We start from the raw sequence: 15,817 nt of genomic DNA on the forward strand, positions 1-15,817 counted from the left end.
GTCCGGTTGAGAGGATCGGGGGTACGCCCACCGGAGGAGGCCCCCGCTGATCAGCAAGCATCCCGCCGCCGTGCTCTTCGACATGGACGGCACCCTGGTCGACAGCGAGAAGTTGTGGGACGTCGCGTTGCAGGAAGTCGCGGCGGTGTACGGGGGGACCCTGTCCGACACCGCCCGGATGGCCATGATCGGCACCAGCATGGGGGTGTCGATGCGGATCCTGCACGACGACCTCGGTCAGCCGGAGCGGGACCCGCAGGCCAGCGCCGAGTGGATCAACGCGCGCATCCTGGAGTTGTTCCGCACCGGGCTGCGGTGGCGGCCGGGCGCGTTGGCGCTGCTGCGCGCGGTCCGCGCGGCGGGGATCCCCACCGCCCTGGTCACCTCCAGCGTCCGGCCGCTGGTCGAGGTGGCCCTGGACACCCTCGGCCGGGACAGCTTCGACGCGGTGGTCTGCGGTGACGAGGTGGACGCGACCAAGCCGCACCCGGAGCCGTACCTGACTGCGGCGCGGCTGCTCGACGTGCCGATCGCGCGGTGCGTGGCGATCGAGGACTCGGCGACCGGGGTGGCCAGCGCGCTGTCCGCCGGGGCGGCCGTGCTGGCCGTGCCGGCCGAGGTGCCGCTGCCGCCGACCGACGGCGTACACCAGTTGGAGAGCCTGACCGGGGCGGACCTGGAGTTGCTCGCGGCGCTCTGCGGCCGCGCGGGCTGACCCTCCGGGCCGTCGCGGGACTCTCGATCTACCCGGCGGCTTCCCCGAACCACCGCCACGGCCTGATAGCGGCCAGCCGGGGGTGGTGCGGGTGGCCGCGATCGGGCAGACACGTGCGACGGCCCCTGCCAACCGGTGGCAGGGGCCGTCGCAGGTGCCGGGATCACTCGTGGGCGATCGCGCCCAGCACGTTGATCCGGGCGGCGCGGATCGCCGGCAGGACGGCGGCGACCACCCCGATGATCGCGGCGAGGCCGAGCATGACCCCCATCTGACCCCAGGGCAGGATCAGGTCGTTGATCCCTTCGTCCTTCAGCGCCCGGACCACGGCGGCGCCGAGGCCGCTGCCGACGACGACGCCCAGCAGCGCGCCGAACACCGAGATCACCACCGCCTCGACGGTGATCATGCGCATGGTCTGCGCCCGGCGCAGTCCGATCGCCCGCAGCAGGCCCAGCTCCCGGGTGCGTTCCAGCACCGACAGCGCCAGGGTGTTCACGATGCCGAGCACCGCGATCACGATGGCCAGCGCCAGCAGGATCTGGATCATCTGGAGCAGCCCGTCGAGCGAGCCGGTCTGCTGCTTGATGAACGCGTCCCGGTCGGCCACCGAGACCTCGGGAGAGTCCGCGAGCAGCCGCTCCACCTGCGGCTGGACGTCGGCCACCCGGGCGCCCGGGGCGAGCTGCACGAAGCCCTGGATCGGCTGCGGGATGGCGAAGTCGCGGGCCGCCTGCGGCGGCAGCATCACCGGATTGGTCAGCTGGGAGCTCTCGTAGATGCCGCTGACCGTGTAGGTGCGGGCCTCGCCGCGGGACAGCTGCACGGGCACGGTCGAACCGACCGAGATGCCCCGGGACTTGGCGGTGTCCGAGCTGACCAGCATCTGGTCCGGGTTCAGCCGGCTGATGTCGCCGGCGGTGGCCTTCGCCCCGAAGATCCGCTCCAGCGCGGCCACGTTGCTGGACGCGGCCACCCAGGTGCGTTTGCCACCCACCAGGGCCATGTCGCCGTACTCGCCGTCGACCAGCTGCACGCCGGGTAGCGCGGCCGCCTTGTCCAGCACTGCCGGGTCGAAGCTCGGCGGCCGCGGGCCGCTCTGCGACCCGGCGATCACCAGCTCCGCCTTGATGGTGTCCTTCGCCAGCGCGCTGATGCTGCCCTTCGCCGAATCCAGGATCACCGTCACCCCGGTGACCAGGGCGATGCCGACCATCAGCGCGGCGGCGGTGATCGCCGTGCGGCGGGGGTTGCGCCCGGAGTTGAGCCGGCCCAGCTTCCCCGGCACCGACCAGGCGAAGATCGCCCCCAGCAGGGAGACCACCGGGCGGCTGATCAACGGGGTCAGCAGCGCCACGCCGATGAAGGCGAAGAGCACGCCGCCCAGGATGGTGGCCAGGGTGTTGTCGCCGGCGTTGCCGCTGAGCCCGAGGAAGAGCAGCGCGGCGCCGACGGCGGTGACCAGCGTGCCGGCCACCGTGATCCGGGTCAGCGGCCGGTCGGGGGTGGCCACGTCCTGCATCGCCGCGATCGGCGGGATCCGGGACGCGCGCAGCGCCGGCAGCAGCGCCGCCACCACGGTGATCACCAGGCCGACGGCGAACGCGCCGATCACCGCCGCGGCCGGTACGCCGATTCCGGCCAGGCTGAGCCCGCCGGCCAGGTTGCCGAAGGCCCACGCCAGCAGCGCGCCGATGCCGACGCCGGCGGCCAGGCCGAACACGGAGGCGATCAGGCCCACCGCGATGGCCTCCAGCACCACCGAGCCGATGATCTGCCGGCGGCTCGCCCCGACGGCGCGCATCAGGGCCAGCTCCCGGGTCCGCTGCGCGACGATGATCGAGAAGGTGTTGAGGATCAGGAACGTGCCGACCAGCAGCGCCACCGCCGCGAAGCCGAGCAGGATCCGGTTGAAGAAGGACAGCGCCGTCTTGAAGCCCTGCGCGGCCTCGGTGGAGAGCTGCTCGCCGGTCTTGACCACGTATCCGTCACCCAGGGCGCCGGCCACCGCGTCGCGCAGCGACTCGTCGGTGACCCCGCCGGCGGCCTTGACCGTCACGCTGTTGAACGTGTTCGGCTCGCCCAGCATCAGCCGCTGCGCCGTCGGGGTGGTGAACATGATCTCGTTGCTGCCGCCGATCGAGTCGCGGCCGCCGCTGTAGCCGAAGATCCCGACGATGGTGAAGTCCTGCTTCGGCTGCAGGGGCGTGAGCACCCCGACCCGGTCGCCGAGCTTCACCTTGCCGGCGGTCGCGAGGCCCTGGTTGATGACGATCTCGTCGTCGGCCCGCGGCTCGTGCCCCTCGCGCAGTTGCACCTGCTCGTTCTCGCCGGTCCAGTTCTCGCCCAGCTGCGGCGGGCCGAACGAGGCGACCGCCTTGCCGTTGCTGCCGATCAGCCGGGCCCCGTCGGCGGCAACCACGCCGATGGCCTCGGCCACCCCGGGCACCGCGCGGACCTTGTCCACCGTCGCCGCCGGGAACGGCGCCGCCGTCTGCTCGCCCTCCATCTCCGACACGGCGATCTTCGGCTTTGCCGCGACGTTGACGTCCACCCCCTCGTACGCGTCGGCGAAGATCGCGTCGAAGGTGCGGCCGAGGGTGTCGGTCAGCACGAACGCGCCGGAGACGAACATCACCCCCAGCACGACCGCCAGACCGGAGAGGATCAGCCGCAGCTTCCGGGCCAGCAGGCTCTTCAGGGTCGCCCGGATCATCAGCCGTTCACCTCGGTCGGGGCGTCCAGCTTCTTCATGGTGTCCAGCACCGTGTCGGCGGTCGGCTCGATCAGCTCCGAGACGATCTGCCCGTCGGCGAGGAACACCACCCGGTCGGCGTACGCGGCGGCGGTCGGGTCGTGGGTCACCATCACGATCGTCTGGCCGTGCTCGCGCACCGAGTTGCGCAGGAAGTTCAGCACCTCGGCGCCGGAGCGGGAGTCCAGGTTGCCGGTCGGCTCGTCCGCGAAGATCACCTCGGGGCGGGCGACCAGGGCCCGGGCGCACGCCACCCGCTGCTGCTGACCGCCGGACAGCTGCGCCGGCCGGTGCCCGAGCCGGTCCCGCAGACCGACCGTCTCGATCACCGTGTTGTACCAGGCCGGGTCGGGCTTGCGGCCGGCGATCGACAACGGCAGCAGGATGTTCTCCTGCGCGGTGAGCGTGGGCAGCAGGTTGAACTGCTGGAAGATGAAGCCGACCTTGTCACGGCGCAGCTTCGTCAACCCGGCGTCGTTGAGGCCGGTCACCGTCGTGTCGCCGATGGCGACCGCGCCCCGGGTCACCGAGTCCAGGCCGGCCAGGCAGTGCATCAGCGTCGACTTGCCGGACCCGGACGGGCCCATGATCGCGGTGAACCGGCCCCGCTCGAACTCGGCGCTCACCCCCCGCAGCGCGATGACCTGAGCCTCGCCGCTGCCGTACACCTTCCACACGTCGCTGGCCCGGGCCGCGGCCTGCGCCTGACGGCCTACCATCGCGGTCACGTCATCTACCTCTTCCGTCTACCTGCCGATCCGCACCGCCCCCGCTGGCCGGTGCGGCAAGTCCCATCCTCGGTGCTGCCGGTCGCCGATCCGTCCGTCCCCGGGCGGAACCGTCGCCGGAAATTCCGCTGGGGGACGCCCCCGAGGCCGGCTCAGGGTCACCCCTGACCCGTGCGGCGGCGCCGACGCTAGGACCTGACGCCGCGTCATGGTCAACCCTGCCGGCGCGACGATGGTCACGGTAGGTGACGGCCGCCACCCGCCGGCCGCTCAACCGCCCGGCCGCACCAGCCCCGTCTCGTACGCCAGCACCACCGCCTGCACCCGGTCGCGCAGCCCCAGTTTGGTCAGCACGTGCCCGACGTGGGTCTTGATGGTGGTTTCGCTGACCGACAGCGCCCGGGCGATCTCAGCGTTGGACAACCCGCGCGCCACCTGCACCAGCACCTCCCGCTCGCGCTCGGTCAGCGAGCTCAGCGCCTTCGGCGGGGTCGCCGCCGGGTCGGGCAGCACGTCGGCGAAGCGGTCCAGCAGCCGCCGCAGGATCCGCGGCGCCACCACCGCCTCCCCGGCGGCCACCGTCCGGATCGCGGTGACCAGGTCCTCCGCCGGCACGTCCTTGGCCAGGAAGCCGCTCGCCCCGGCCCGCAGCGCGCCGACCACGTACTCGTCCAGGTCGAAGGTGGTGAGGATCAGCACGCGTACCGGCAGCCGCGCGTCCACGATCGCCCGGGTCGCCGCCACCCCGTCCATCCGCGGCATCCGGATGTCCATCAGCACCACGTCGGGCAGCAGCCGCCGGGACAGCTCCACCGCCTCCAACCCGTCACCGGCCTCGGCCACGATGTCCAGGTCGTCCTCCGTGCCGAGCACCATCCGGAACCCGGTACGCAGCAGCGGCTGGTCGTCGGCGAGCAGGATCCGCACCGGTCGGGCGTTCGCCGTGCTGTCGGTCATCCGTCGTCCCTCGTCGTGCCAGCCAGGTCGGGAGCGGTCACGCCGGCACCGCCCCGGCGGACTCGAGCGGGATCCGCGCGTACACCCGGAAGCCGCCGCCCGGTCGCGGACCGGTCCGCAGGATCCCACCGTAGAGGGCTACCCGTTCCCGCATGCCGACCAGGCCGTGCCCGATCCCGTCGGTCACCGGCGCCGGGCCGCGGCCGGTGTCGGTGACCTCGACGGCCAGGAAGCCGTCGGCGACGGTGAGCCGGACCACCGCGGTGGCCCGGCCGGCGTGCTTGAGCGCGTTGGTCAGGGCCTCCTGCACGATCCGGTAGACGGTCAGCGCCACGCCCTCCTCCAGCGGCCCGGGCGCGCCGTCGACCCGCAGCGTCACCGGCAGGCCCGCCTCCCGGACCTGCTCGACGAGGGCCTCGATGCCGGTCAGGCCCGGCTGCGGGGCCAGCTCGGCCGCCGGTTCGGCGTCGGTGCGCAACACGTCCAGCAGCCGGCGCAGCTCGCGCAGGGTGGCCCGGCCGGTCTCCTCGACCGTGGCCATCGCCTCGTCCGCGGCGTCCGGGTCCCGGCGCAACACCCGGCGCGCCCCGGTGGCCAGCACCCCCATCACGCTGACCTGGTGGGCGACCACGTCGTGCAGCTCCCGCGCAATACGCCGCCGCTCGTCGACGACGGCCTGCTCGGCGAGGGACCGCTGGCTCGCCTCGGCGAACCGGGCCCGTTCGCGCAGCATCCGGGTGGACTGCCGGCGCGTCTGCACCGCCCGGCCCACCGCGTACGCCACCGACGCGCTGAGCAGGTTGTTGAGCACCAGGTACGCCGGACCCGTGTCGAGCACGCCGTGCAGCGGCACCAGCAGGTTGACCAGCACCACCGGCACCCACAACAGCGCCGCGGCGAGCATGGCCGGGCGCGACCGCTGGTGCGCCGCCATCGTGTAGGTGAGCACCAGGAAGACCAGGCCCTGGGTGGCCGGCGCGTGCCGCACCAGCACCGGCACGGCCAGGGTGGCCACCGCCGCACCCACCGCCGGCCACGGCGCTACCCGGCGCAGCGCCACCGGGACCGCGCCCAGCGCACTCCAGCCGACCGCCGACCACAGCTGCGCGGGCCGCAGCTCCGGCGGCGCCAGCAGCAGGAACACCGCCCCCAGCACCATCAGGGCGACCGCCGAGCACGCGTCGACGGCCAGCGGTCGACGGCGGGCCCACGCCCGCACCCGGTTGGTCATGCCACGACGGTATCCGCCGCCCGGCGCGAGCCCTCGTCGCCGATGCCGAACCCGGCCTCCTCCGTGAGAAGGAGGATCACTCGTCCGCGCCGGGGGCGGCCGGCCGGGACCGAGCGTCGGTCAGCGGGTCACCCGCGCCGGCCGCCGGGAACGGCGGCGGGGTCCCGCCGAAGCTGGGGCAGAGCGCCTGGTGGCTGCACCAGTCGCAGAGCCGGCTCGGCCGGGGGCGGAACTCCTGCCGCTCGGTGGCCTGCTCGATCGCCTGCCAGAGCGCCACCACCGTGCGCTCGAACCGCAGCAGCTCCTCCGCGTCCGGGGTGTAGTCACACACCTCGGCATCCTTGAGATAGAGCAGCCGCAACACCCGCGGCACCACGCCCCGGGTGCGCCACAACACCAGGGCGTAGAACTTGAGCTGGAACAGCGCCCGCGCCTCGAACGCCTCCCGCGGCGCCCCGCCGGTCTTGTAGTCGACCACCCGCAGCGCGCCGTCCGGGGCGACGTCGAGCCGGTCCAGGTAGCCGCGGATCAGCAGCTCCTCGTCGACCACCGCGGAGATCAACGCCTCCCGCTCGGCCGGCTCCAGGCGGCGCGGGTCCTCCACCGCGAAGTAGCCCTGCAGCAGCGCCGCGGCCGACCGGAGGAACTCCGCCACCCCGGCCGGGTCATCCGCGGCGAACAGCGTGGCCAGCTCCGGCTGCTCGGTGACCAGCCGGTCCCACTGCGGGGCGACCAGGTCGCCCGCCGACTGCGGGGTGCGCGCCGCCGCCGGCAGGTCGAACAGCCGCTCCAGCACCGCGTGCACCAGCGTGCCCCGGGCCTGCTCGACCGTGGGGCGCTCGGGCAGCCGGTCGATGCTGCGGAACCGGTAGAGCAGCGGGCAGGTCTTGAAGTCCGCCGCCCGCGACGGGGACAGCGACGCCCGCACCGTGGGCGCCAGTGCCGAGGCCGGGGGGTCCTGCGTGTCGATCACCGGTTCCGCCGTCATGCCCGGAAGGGTAGGGCACCGGTGTGACAGGGCCACCGTCGCCGCACCGGCGCATGATCGGCGCCGCGTAGCATCGATCCGGTGGAGCACAGGTCCCGACCACCGCGCCGGCCCGGGCTGACCATCGGTCGGGTGTTCGGGGTGCCGCTGCGCGCGGACGCCTCGATGCTCCTGCTCACCCTGGTCGTCACCGTCCTCTACGCCAGCCTCGCCCGGCGGCAGCTCGACGTGGGCCACCTCGGCGGCTGGCTGGTCGGCCTGGGCTTCGTGGTCTCCCTGCTCGGCTCGGTGCTGCTGCACGAGCTGGGGCACGCCCTGACCGCCCGCCGGTACGGCATCGGTGTGCGCGGGATCACCCTGGAACTGCTCGGCGGGTACACCGAGATGGACCGGGACGCCCCCAACCCACGGGTGGAACTGCTGGTCTCCCTGGCCGGCCCGGCCGTCTCCGCGGTGCTCGGCGCCGCCGCCGTCGCGGCCACCCTCGCGCTGCCCGCCGGCACCATCACCCACCAGCTCGCCTTCCAGCTGGCGGTGAGCAACGTGATCGTCGCGGTGTTCAACAGCCTGCCCGGGCTGCCGCTGGACGGCGGGCGGGCGCTGCGCGCCGCCGTGTGGGCGCTCACCCGGGACCGGCACCGCGGCACCGAGGTGGCCGGCTGGGTGGGCCGGGCGGTGGCCGTCGCCACCGTGGCCCTGGTCGTCCTGCTCACCCTGCGCCGGGCGATCGCGCCGCTGGCCCTGCCGCTGATGCTGCTGGTGGCGGTCACCCTGTGGCGCGGGGCCGGGCAGTCCATCCGGATGGCCCGGATCAGCCGTCGCCTGCCGCTGGTCGACCTGTCCCGGCTGGCCCGCCCGGTGCTGCCCGTGCCCAGCGGCACCCCCCTCGCCGAGGCGCAGCGCCGCCGCGCCGAGGGACCGGCGCCCGACGCCGCGCTGACCGTCGTCGACTCCGCCGGCCGGCCGGTCGCCCTGGTCGACCCGGCCCGGGTCGCCGCCGTACCCCCGGAACGGCGGCCCTGGCTGGCGGTGGACGCGGTCGCCCGCGACCTGGACAGCCTGCCGGCGCTGCCGGTCGGCGCGGACGGCGAACGCGTGATGGAGACCGTGCGCACCCACCCGGGCGCACAGTACGTCGTGACGGCAGGCGAAGATGTCGTCGGCGTTCTGCACATCGCGGATCTGGCTCAGCTCCTGGAACCCAAACGGAAGACGAACACGTGACACATTCCTCCGCCGTCCCGGCCGACCCCGCCGCCCCGGCGCTGCCCCCCGTTCACCGGGGGCCGTTCCGTCCCGGCGACCGGGTGCAGCTGACCGACCCGAAGGGCCGGATGCACACTGTGACGCTGGAGCCCGGCAAGGAGTTCCACACCCACCGAGGCATCCTCAAGCACGACACACTGATCGGCCTGCCCGACGGCAGCGTGGTCACCACCGCCGGCGGCGGCACGGCGTTCCTGGCCCTGCGGCCGCTGCTGTCGGACTACGTGCTCTCCATGCCGCGCGGCGCCCAGGTGATCTACCCGAAGGACGCGGCGCAGATCGTCATGATGGGCGACATCTTCCCCGGTGCGAAGGTCCTCGAGGCCGGCGCCGGCTCCGGCGCGCTGTCCTGCTCGCTGCTGCGCGCCGTCGGCACGGAGGGCGAGCTGCACTCGTACGAGCTGCGGGACGACTTCGCCAAGATCGCCGAGCGCAACGTCGAGGCGTTCTTCAACGGCCCGCACCCGGCCTGGCGGCTGCACGTCGGTGACGTCGCCGAGTGCCGGGAGACCGGATTCGACCGGATCATCCTGGACATGCTCACCCCGTGGGAGATGCTCGACATGGTCGAGCGGGCGCTCGTCCCCGGCGGCGTCCTCATCGGGTACGTGGCCACCACCCCGCAGCTGTCCGAGCTGGTCGAGGCGCTGCGTGAGCGCGGCGGCTGGACCGAGCCGCGCGCCTGGGAGTCGCTGGTCCGGGACTGGCACGCCGAGGGGCTGGCCGTGCGCCCCGACCACCGGATGATCGCCCACACCGCGTTCCTGGTCTCCGCGCGCAAGCTCGCCCCGGGGGTCACCGCCCCGCCGCGGCGCCGCAAGCCCAGCAAGGGCACCGAGGCGTACGTCCAGCGCCGGCAGGCCCTGCGCGAGGCCGAGGCGGCCCGGCAGGCGGCGGCCGGGCCGGAGCAGGAGCCGGATCAGGGGTGACCCCACGGCACGGACGGGCATGAGCGGGCGGATCATGTGTCCGGCGCGGGACGACACCGAACGGGCGGAGACGGCGGCATGAGCGAGCGTCAGCGAGCGAATCATCAGCACAGTGCCCTGGTGCCTCATGACGGCACGCAGCGCAGCGGAGTGCCGGCATGAGCGAGCGTCAGCGAGCGAATTATCAGCACAGTGCCCTGGTGCCTCATGACGGCACGCAGCGCAGCGGAGTGCCGGCATGAGCGAGCGTCAGCGAGCGAATCATCAGCACAGTGCCGTGGAGCCTCATGACGGCACGGAGCGCAGCGGAGTGCCGGCATGAGCGAGCGGGATCGGCGGTGGCGCGGAATGGGGGAGGTGGCGGCATGAGCAGCCCCGGCTACGGCAACGGTGACCTGCCCGCGGTCTTCCCCGACTGGTCGCCCTACGCCGACCTGGAGTCGGCCGCCCGGGCGTACCTGCGTGACCCGGACATCGCCCTGGAGGCCCTCGGCGGGGTGCTGCGCGGCGCCTCCGTGCTCGGGTTCACCCTGGAACGCTTCGTCAACGAGGTCAACGGGGTGTGGCAGGAGGTCGTCGTCTGCGACGGTAGCCGCCTGATCCTCTGGCACGGCGAGGACGTGCCGCCGGGGGAGGGGCCGCCCGGGTCGATGACCTCCTCGCTGCGGGTGGTGCCGGTCTCCACGATCACCGAGGTGGGCTGCCGGCGGCGGCTCACCCGCACCGACGGCGGCGAGGTCCGGGTCGACAGCATCGACGTCTACCTGCTGCTCAGCTCGCTGGACGAGGCGCCGCCCGGCGACGAGATCGGCGGCGCGCCCCGGCACGACGCGCTGCGTTTCGGCAAGACCCTCGACGACGGGGGCGCCGGGCAGATCGCCCGACTGGAGGAGTTCGCCCGGCTGGTCGCCTCGGTCGTCGGCCGGCCCCTGCTGTAGAGACGGCGGCGGCCGGGGACGTCCGTCCCCGGCCCGCACCGCGCGACTGTCGCCGGTCAGTCCTCGGCGTCCGGCCCGGCCACCTCGACGCCGTCGCCGGCGCGTACCACGTGGATGCACTCGCCCGGGCACTCCTTCGCCGAGTCGATCACCTCGAGGCGCAGGTGCTCCGGCACGTCCACCCGGGCGCCCGGGGCCTGCCGCAGCTCGCCGTCGGCCCCCTTGACGTAGGCCAGGCCGTCGACGTCGAACTCGAAGACCTCCGGCGCGTACTGCACGCACAGCCCGTCGCCCGTGCAGAGATCCTGGTCCACCCAGACCTCGAGCTGGTCCGTCGCGACCTCCGCCACCGGTGCACCCCCCATGTTCTCCCGTCCCACGGCCCGACGGTACCCGAACGCCCGTACCCGCCCGTTGACCAGCCCTTGGCGATCAAGCTTCGGTGACGGGCGCGTTGCGGAGGACCGAATCGGGCTCACAGCGGCTAGTGTTAGCTCAGAACGTTCAAGCCCCCCGGGGAGGTGGGACGTGGCACGCAGCGACGACGCGGACTCGCGCGCCGCACGGTGGGAGAAGGAGGCCCACGATCTCTCCACGCAGGTTGCGTTCCTGCAAGAGGAACTCGCCCTGGTGCGGCGCAAGTTGACCGAAAGCCCCCGACACGTCCGGCAGCTCGAGGAGCGGCTGGCGGCCACCCAGGCCCAGTTGGCGCGGCTGACCGAGAACAACGAGCGGCTCGTGAGCACCCTCAAGGAGGCTCGCGCGCAGATCGTGACGCTCAAGGAGGAGATCGACCGCCTCGCCCAGCCCCCGAGTGGCTACGGCGTCTTCCTGGCCAAGCACGACGACGGCACGGTGGACGTCTTCACCGGCGGGCGCAAGCTGCGGGTCGCCGTCTCGCCCTCGCTGGACGTCGACGAGCTGCGCCGTGGGCAGGAGGTCCTGCTCAACGACGCGCTCAACATCGTCGACGCGTTCGGCTATGAGCGGGTCGGCGAGGTGGTGATGCTCAAGGAGGTGCTCGCCGGGCCCGGCGGCGCCCCCGGCGACCGGGCGCTGGTGGTCTCCCACTCCGACGAGGAGCGCATCGTGCACCTCGCGGAGACCCTGATCGGCAGCCCGATCAGGGCCGGCGACTCGCTCATGATCGAGCCCCGCTCGGCGTACGCGTACGAGCGGATCCCGAAGAGCGAGGTCGAGGAGCTCGTCCTGGAGGAGGTGCCCGACGTCGACTACGAGGACATCGGTGGCCTCCAGGCGCAGATCGAGCAGATCCGCGACGCGGTGGAGCTGCCGTTCCTGCACTCCGACCTGTTCCGCGAGCACCAGCTCCGGCCGCCGAAGGGCATCCTGCTCTACGGTCCGCCCGGCTGCGGCAAGACGCTGATCGCCAAGGCGGTGGCCAACTCGCTGGCCAAGAAGATCGCCGAGCGGCGCGGCGAGGAGAAGCACACCAGCTTCTTCCTCAACATCAAGGGTCCTGAGCTGCTCAACAAGTACGTCGGCGAGACCGAGCGGCACATCCGGCTGATCTTCCAGCGGGCGCGGGAGAAGGCCGGCGAGGGCACCCCGGTGATCGTGTTCTTCGACGAGATGGACTCCGTCTTCCGCACCCGCGGCTCCGGCGTCTCCTCCGACGTGGAGAACACCATCGTCCCGCAGCTGCTCAGCGAGATCGACGGCGTGGAGGGCCTGGAGAACGTCATCGTCATCGGCGCCTCCAACCGGGAAGACATGATCGACCCGGCGATCCTGCGCCCCGGCCGGCTCGACGTGAAGATCAAGATCGAGCGGCCGGACGCCGAGGCGGCCAAGGACATCTTCTCCAAGTACATCCTCGCGGGCCTGCCGCTGCACGCGGACGACCTGGCCGAGCACGGCGGCGACCCGCAGGCCACCGTCGCGGCGATGATCGACGCCGTGGTACTGCGGATGTACTCGGAGACCGAGGAGAACCGCTTCCTCGAGGTCACCTACGCCAACGGCGACAAGGAAGTCCTCTACTTCAAGGACTTCAACTCCGGCGCGATGATCCAGAACATCGTCGACCGGGGCAAGAAGATGGCCATCAAGGAGTTCCTCACCTCCGGGCACAAGGGGCTGCGGCTGCAGCACCTGCTCGACGCCTGCGTCGACGAGTTCCGCGAGAACGAGGACCTGCCCAACACCACCAACCCGGACGACTGGGCGCGCATCTCCGGCAAGAAGGGCGAGCGGATCGTCTACATCCGCACGCTCGTCTCCGGCGGCAAGGGCGCCGAGGCCGGCAGGTCGATAGAGACCGCCAGCAACACCGGCCAGTACCTGTAGTCCGACCGCACGACCGGAGGCCCGTGGCGCGCCGCGCCACGGGCCTCCGCCGTCCGCGCCCGACCCCGCCCTGAACGAGCGCAGCGAGCGAACCATCATGCTCAGTGCCCTGATGCCGCACGCCGACGCCGACCGGAGCAAGGCGGTGCCGTGCGCCGCCACGCCGTACGCCCCGGGCCGCCACGCCCCCTTCCCGCATGACGACGACTACGCTCGACGTGACGGGGGGACTGGGACGGCGAGTGGACGGGCAGGTCGATGAGCGTAAGACGGATCATGGGCACCGAGGTCGAGTACGGCATCTCCGTGCCCGGCCAGGCCGGGGCCAACCCGATGGTCACCTCCTCCCAGGTGGTCAACGCCTACGGGGCGCGCCCCGAACTCAACCGGGGCGGCCGGGCCCGGTGGGACTACGAGGAGGAGTCGCCGCTGCGCGACGCCCGCGGCTTCACCTACTCCGGCGCCGCGTACGACCCGGCCGAGGCACTCGCCGACGAGGACCTGGGCCTGGCCAACGTCATACTCACCAACGGGGCCCGGCTGTACGTCGACCACGCCCACCCGGAGTACTCCACCCCGGAGGTGACCAACCCCCTTGACCTGGTGCGCTGGGACAAGGCAGGGGAGCGGGTGATGGCCGAGGCGGCTCGGCGGGCCGCCACGATCCCGGGCACGCACCCGATCCACCTGTACAAGAACAACACCGACAACAAGGGCGCCAGCTACGGAGCGCACGAGAACTACCTGATGCGGCGGCAGACCCCGTTCGCCGACATCGTGGCGTACCTGACGCCGTTCTTCGTCACCCGGCAGGTGGTCTGCGGCGCCGGCCGGGTCGGCATCGGCCAGGACGGCGGCCAGAGCGGCTTCCAGATCTCCCAGCGGGCGGACTTCTTCGAGGTCGAGGTGGGGCTGGAGACCACCCTCAAGCGGCCCATCATCAACACCCGCGACGAGCCGCACGCGGACGCCGACAAGTACCGCCGGCTGCACGTCATCATCGGCGACGCCAACCTGTCGGAGATCTCCACGTACCTCAAGGTCGGCACCACGGCGCTGATCCTCACGATGATCGAGGAGAAGGCGCTCAGCCCCGACCTCGGCATCGCCGACCCGGTCAGCGAGCTGCGCGCGGTCAGCCACGACCCGGCCCTCAAGCACCTCATGCGGATGCGTGACGGGCGCAAGCTGACCGCCCTGGACGTGCAGTGGGCGTACCTGGAGCGGGTCCGGTCCTTCGTGGACGACCGGTACGGCGCCGACGTCGACGAGCAGACCGCCGACGTGCTCGACCGCTGGGAGAGCGTGCTCGACCGGCTCGGCCGGGACGCCTTCCTCTGCGCCGACGAGCTGGACTGGGTGGCCAAGCTGCGGTTGCTGGAGGGCTACCGGGAGCGGGAGAAGCTCAGCTGGGGCGCGCACAAGCTCCAACTGGTCGACCTGCAGTATTCCGACGTGCGGCCGGAGAAGGGGCTCTACCACCGGCTGGTGACCCGCGGCGCGATGAAGACGCTGCTCACCGAGGAGCAGTCCCGCACCGCGATGACCGAGCCGCCGGAGGACACCCGGGCCTACTTCCGCGGCCGCTGCCTGGCCCAGTACGCCTCCGAGGTGGTCGCCGCGAGCTGGGACTCGGTCATCTTCGACGTGGGCCGGGAGTCGCTGGTCCGGGTGCCGATGATGGAACCCAAGCGGGGCACCCGCAAGCACGTCGGGGCGCTGTTCGACCGGTGCGAGAGCGCCAAGGACCTGCTGGAGACGCTCACCGGCGGCTGAGCCGGATGCCGGAAAGCCCGTCCCGTGCCGGAACCCGGCGCGCGGCGGGCTTTTCGTCGTCCGCGCGAGGTAAGTTGATCGCAGGCGATCGTGGAGGAGGCAACCATGGCGACCCAAGAAGGCGGCCAGACCCAGCACGGCAAGGCGCACGAAGAAGTTGAAGAGGTCACCGCGCAGGCCAACCCCGAGGTTGCCGAGCGGCACGCCGAGATCACCGAGGACGTCGACGACCTGCTCGACGAGATCGACTCCGTCCTCGAGGAGAACGCAGAGGAGTTCGTGAGGGGATATGTGCAGAAGGGGGGTGAGTGAGAGAAATATCCGATTTGCCTAGCGAGTTGGGTGCGACACGCTAGTAGCCCCGCCGGCACCGGAACGGGCCCTGACGTTTCTGGTTCTCGATGTAATCGCGGATCACGCCGAGGGTTGCTCCGCCGCACGACCCGGCGGCGTGCGACTGTGACCCCAGGCGGCCGATGGGCAAGAAGGTAGAGTGTGGACGTGAAGATCGTCGTGCAGGTTCGGCTGTACCCGGATGCCGTCCAGGAGGCGGCGCTTTCCGCGACGCTGGAGTTGTGCAACGACGGTGCGAACCTCGCCTCGGTTGAGGCGTTCCAGCGGGGGATTCACGCGAAGCGGGAACTCCAGCGGCTCACTTATGGCCGCTTGAAGGCCCTGGGTCTGTCGGCGCAGCCCGCGATCCAGGTCGCTCGTAAGGTCGCTGGTGCGTACGCCACCTTGAGGGCCAACATCCAGGCCGGCAACCTCGGCAAGCCCGGGTCGAAGCGCCGCGTCAAGGCCGAGTCGAAGCCGATCCATTTCCGGCGTGATGCCGCGCAGCCGTTCGATGACCGCTGCCTGTCCTGGCAGCTTGCCGCCCACACCGTGTCCATCTGGGCCGTCAGCGGCCGGTTGACACGAGTGCGGTTCGGGTGTTCGCCACAGCAATACGTGACTCTCGTGGCGCACCGGCGGGGCGAGTCGGACCTTGTGCACCGTGACGGCAAGTGGTTTCTGTACGCCACCTGCGACATCGGCGATGTCGAGGTGAAAGAGCCCAACGGGTTTCTGGGCGTTGACTTGGGTATCGCGAACATCGCCACCATCAACGACGGAACTCGGCACTGCGGTAAAGGGCTGAATCGGGTCAGGCACCGTAACCAGCGGCTGCGGACCAAACTTCAGCGTATCGGCACCAAATCGGCCAAGCGGCTGCTGAAGGCC

Annotated in this window: 14 protein-coding genes; 8 read left to right on the forward strand and 6 right to left on the reverse strand. The window is 72.0% G+C overall.

What is annotated here, in order from left to right:
- Positions 1-70: 70 nt before the first annotated feature.
- Complete coding sequence (locus tag ACY34I_RS34270; protein ID WP_462759305.1) at positions 71-715, forward strand: HAD family hydrolase; 645 nt, start codon at positions 71-73, stop codon at positions 713-715.
- 163 nt (positions 716-878) lie between these two features.
- Here the strand turns inward: ACY34I_RS34270 and ACY34I_RS34275 are convergent, their stop codons facing one another.
- The 5 genes from ACY34I_RS34275 to ACY34I_RS34295 form a co-directional block, all read right to left on the reverse strand.
- A complete protein-coding gene (locus tag ACY34I_RS34275; RefSeq protein ID WP_462759306.1) occupies positions 879-3,431 on the reverse strand; it encodes an ABC transporter permease in 2,553 nt (850 codons plus the stop codon).
- Positions 3,431-4,198, reverse strand: coding sequence for an ABC transporter ATP-binding protein (locus ACY34I_RS34280; RefSeq protein ID WP_462759307.1), 768 nt, complete (start codon positions 4,196-4,198; stop codon positions 3,431-3,433). Before ACY34I_RS34280 ends, ACY34I_RS34275 begins: the two co-directional genes overlap by 1 nt.
- Before the next feature lie 270 nt (positions 4,199-4,468).
- Positions 4,469-5,155 (reverse strand): response regulator, encoded by a 687-nt coding sequence (locus tag ACY34I_RS34285; RefSeq protein WP_148799625.1) that lies wholly within the window; start codon positions 5,153-5,155, stop codon positions 4,469-4,471.
- A gap of 37 nt (positions 5,156-5,192) precedes the next feature.
- Positions 5,193-6,386 carry a sensor histidine kinase gene (locus ACY34I_RS34290; RefSeq protein WP_462759308.1) on the reverse strand — a complete coding sequence of 398 codons (1,194 nt, stop codon included), beginning with the start codon at positions 6,384-6,386 and terminating at the stop codon, positions 5,193-5,195.
- 76 nt (positions 6,387-6,462) lie between these two features.
- Positions 6,463-7,374: a RecB family exonuclease gene (locus ACY34I_RS34295; RefSeq protein WP_462759309.1), complete on the reverse strand. Its 912-nt coding sequence runs from the start codon at positions 7,372-7,374 to the stop codon at positions 6,463-6,465.
- Between the two features lie 72 nt (positions 7,375-7,446).
- On the opposite strand from ACY34I_RS34295, the gene ACY34I_RS34300 reads away from it, so the two are divergent.
- The 3 genes from ACY34I_RS34300 to ACY34I_RS34310 all read left to right on the forward strand — a co-directional run bounded on the left by ACY34I_RS34300 (position 7,447) and on the right by ACY34I_RS34310 (position 10,507).
- Entirely contained in the window at positions 7,447-8,598 is a 1,152-nt protein-coding gene (locus ACY34I_RS34300; RefSeq protein WP_462759316.1) for a M50 family metallopeptidase, read from the forward strand.
- A complete protein-coding gene (locus tag ACY34I_RS34305; protein ID WP_462759310.1) occupies positions 8,595-9,569 on the forward strand; it encodes a tRNA (adenine-N1)-methyltransferase in 975 nt (324 codons plus the stop codon). The genes ACY34I_RS34300 and ACY34I_RS34305 overlap by 4 nt, the downstream gene beginning before the upstream one ends.
- 365 nt (positions 9,570-9,934) lie before the next feature.
- A complete protein-coding gene (locus ACY34I_RS34310) occupies positions 9,935-10,507 on the forward strand; it encodes a hypothetical protein (protein ID WP_148799617.1) in 573 nt (190 codons plus the stop codon).
- 56 nt (positions 10,508-10,563) lie between these two features.
- Here ACY34I_RS34310 and ACY34I_RS34315 read toward each other — a convergent pair whose 3' ends face one another.
- Positions 10,564-10,857, reverse strand: a complete 294-nt coding sequence (locus tag ACY34I_RS34315) for a ferredoxin (RefSeq protein WP_462759317.1) — start codon at positions 10,855-10,857, stop codon at positions 10,564-10,566.
- 178 nt (positions 10,858-11,035) lie between these two features.
- Here ACY34I_RS34315 and arc point away from each other — a divergent pair, with 178 nt between their 5' ends.
- From arc to ACY34I_RS34335, 4 genes are all read left to right on the forward strand, one after another.
- Positions 11,036-12,817, forward strand: coding sequence for a proteasome ATPase (gene arc / locus ACY34I_RS34320; protein ID WP_148799615.1), 1,782 nt, complete (start codon positions 11,036-11,038; stop codon positions 12,815-12,817).
- A gap of 258 nt (positions 12,818-13,075) precedes the next feature.
- Complete coding sequence (dop, locus tag ACY34I_RS34325; RefSeq protein ID WP_462759311.1) at positions 13,076-14,593, forward strand: depupylase/deamidase Dop; 1,518 nt, start codon at positions 13,076-13,078, stop codon at positions 14,591-14,593.
- A gap of 105 nt (positions 14,594-14,698) precedes the next feature.
- Positions 14,699-14,905 (forward strand): ubiquitin-like protein Pup, encoded by a 207-nt coding sequence (locus ACY34I_RS34330; protein WP_462759312.1) that lies wholly within the window; start codon positions 14,699-14,701, stop codon positions 14,903-14,905.
- 189 nt (positions 14,906-15,094) lie between these two features.
- Positions 15,095-15,817 (forward strand): nuclease/transposase family protein (locus ACY34I_RS34335; protein WP_462759313.1); only part of this gene is annotated, 723 nt, incomplete at its 3' end.

The sequence above is a fragment of the Micromonospora sp. RTBAU3-60 genome, from assembly GCF_054963695.1.